General features: G+C 48.8%; 2 protein-coding genes and 1 pseudogene. All 3 read left to right on the forward strand.

All coding sequences use genetic code 11. The features are described 5' to 3' along the window. Positions 1-543 precede the first annotated feature (543 nt). Positions 544-1308 (forward strand): tRNA pseudouridine(38-40) synthase TruA, encoded by a 765-nt coding sequence (gene truA / locus Q0256_RS02640; RefSeq protein ID WP_297959804.1) that lies wholly within the window; start codon positions 544-546, stop codon positions 1306-1308. Positions 1309-1541: 233 nt separating this feature from the next. Further along, entirely contained in the window at positions 1542-2483 is a 942-nt protein-coding gene (locus Q0256_RS02645; protein WP_297959802.1) for a TAXI family TRAP transporter solute-binding subunit, read from the forward strand. An 8-nt stretch (positions 2484-2491) separates the two neighbouring features. After that, a pseudogene (locus tag Q0256_RS02650) lies at positions 2492-2760 on the forward strand (TRAP transporter permease); the annotation flags it as partial.

Below are 2760 nucleotides of genomic sequence, written 5' to 3' on the forward strand. Positions count from 1 at the left end.
AAAATTTCAGCGAGCAAGGCTAGCGCCTCTAAAATTTTGCGTGGCGTAAATTTAAAGCATGAAGCGCAAAACGGCGAGCAGGATTTTATTTCAAGAGATGAAATTTCAAATTTTAAAAATTCCGCTCTCGCAGATACGGCAAGCGATACGGCTACCTATACTGCGCCCGATTGCGGTTTGAATCACGAAAGAGCCAAGCGGAATTTGGACGCCGTTTACACCAAAAAGACCGCGCGCGGGGCGGATTTAAATTCCGCCTGCAAAAATTCCACAAATGCCGTCGCTTCGGATATTTGCGCAGCAAACGCTGCGAAAGCTAATGAGTCGAGCGGCGACGCTTTAAAAATCTATATGTCGCCCGTCGCAAAATTTTACACTACCCGTCCCGCGTCCGCCCGCGTTGCAGACTCCCGCAAGGCAAATGCCGCCCACAAAGCGGACGCCCCCGCAAACACGCCAGCAAGCGCGTCCGAACTCAAAAATATTATCAAAAGCGCGCCCACAAGCGACTTCTCAGCGAGCGAGCTTGCGCACATCGGCAAAATAAGCGCCGCGCCAAATACCCCCGCAGATGCGTGCGCATATGCCTCGAGCGCGAACTCAGATCGCGTAAAGCTCAAACTCGTCTATTCCTACGACGGCTCGAAATTTAGCGGCTCACAGTCTCAGCCCCACGGGCGCGGCGTTGAGGACGTGCTACGCGCGGCTTTGGGGCGAGTGGGGATCTTTGCGCCGCTCATCAGCAGCTCGCGCACCGATAAAGGGGTGCACGCACTGCGCCAAGTAAGCTGCGTCGAATGCACCGTGCATTGGGAGCTACCGCGCCTAAAAGAGCTCATCAACCGCCACTGCGCGCCATATATTTTTGTGCAACACATCAGCCCGGTGCCGCGCGATTTTCATCCGCGTTACGACGCCGTGGCGCGCTGCTATCGCTACGTTTTAAACCACGGACGCCCCAGCCCCTTTCTTAGCGATTTTTGCGTGTTTTATCCTCGAGTAGATCTTGCCGCGCTCAATGCTGCGCTTACAAATTTCGTCGGCGAGCACGATTTTAGCGAGTTTATGAAAAGCGGCAGCGACATAAAAAGCCCGGTACGCGAGCTCTACGTCGCGCGCGCCTACTCTTTTAGAAATTTAACCTTGATAAATTTTAAAGCCAACGGATTTTTGCGAGCGCAGGTGCGGCTGATGGTCGCAAACGCCCTAAAATCCGTGCAGAGCGGGCGCAAGATCAGCTTCTCGCGAGCGCTTAGTAGAATCCCCTTTCCGCCGAACGGGCTGTATCTTAGCGGCGTGAGTTATTAAGGCTTGAAATTTATAGCGTTAAATTTTATCCACGGGCGTTTGGATTTCAAGCTTAGAATTTTATCGCGGTAAAATTCCGCATATCAGAGCAGATCGCCGAGCTACTTTGATATTAAATCACCTGCGCCGCGATGTGTAAAATCGTAAATTTGCGCGAAATTCGATCTGTTTTTATTAGAATTTTATAGAAATTTAGCAATACTTTCAAACTTTTAACTCAAAAAGGAGCAAAGATGAAAAAATTTTCTGTTGCTTTGGCCGGTTTGGCCTTACTAGCTAGCGTTTCAGGCGCTAAGGAGTTCATCAATATCGGCACCGGCGGTATGACCGGCACCTATTATCCAGTAGGCGGCGCGATTTGCCGCTTGGTAAATATGGATAAAAATATGAAATGCTCCGTGCAATCGACGGGCGGCTCGACGTATAACGTCAATAACGTGCTTAAAAAAGAGCTAAATTTCGGCTTCGTTCAAAGCGACGTCGTCTATGATAAATACAACGGTACGGGCAAATTTCAAGGCGCGGCGGATAAAAATTTACGCTCCGTAATTTCGATCTATCCGGAGCTTTTGGCTTTCGTCGTCTCTAAGGAGAGCGGTATCAAAGCCTACGGCGACGCTGCGGGCAAAAAGATCAATATCGGAAATCCAGGCAGCGGCAACGAGCTAACCAGCACGATAGTTTTTGAAAACTATGACTTCGATCTCAAAAAGCTCGCCCAACACGGCGTCTTAACCGCGCAAGAATGCCCTATGGCGCTAAAAGATAAGAAGATCGACGGATACTTCTACGTCGTAGGACATCCGACCGCAAATATCACCGATGCGGCGACTTCGCTTCCTATCGACTTGGTCGGCATCGACGATGAGCATATCAAAAAGATCATAGAAAAATATCCGTATTTTGCTAAAGGTGTAATCCCTGCAAAAATGTATGACGGCGTAGATCACGATACACAGACTATCGGCGTAAAGGCCGTGCTAGTAACCGACGCTAGCCAAAGCGACGAGGCGGTTAGAGCGGTAGTTAAGGCGATACTTGATAATTTTGACGAGTATAAAAAGCTACACCCTGCGTTAAATTTGGTAAGCAAAGAATCCCTTTTAGAGGGGCTTAGTGCGCCGCTTCATCCTGCGGCAGAGGCGGTGTATAAAGAAGCCGGGCTGCTGAAATAGGCTAGTTGATGGAGAAATCTACACAAAACGACGAGCAGGTTTTAGAGGTAAAAAGTAGAGAATTTACCTCTAAAAAGCTCTTCTGGCTCGTGACGCTGGTCTGCTTCGCGTGGTCGGTCTTTCAGCTTTACATCGCATATTTTACGCTAAATACGAATATCGCGCGCTCGATCCACTTGGCATTCGCTGTTTTTATAATTTTTTCGCTTTTTCCGTTTCGCCCGCGCTCTAAAGCACATTTTTACATCCCGTTTTACGATTATATTTTATTAATCGT

Source organism: uncultured Campylobacter sp., from assembly GCF_937949835.1.
GTDB lineage: Bacteria > Campylobacterota > Campylobacteria > Campylobacterales > Campylobacteraceae > Campylobacter_B.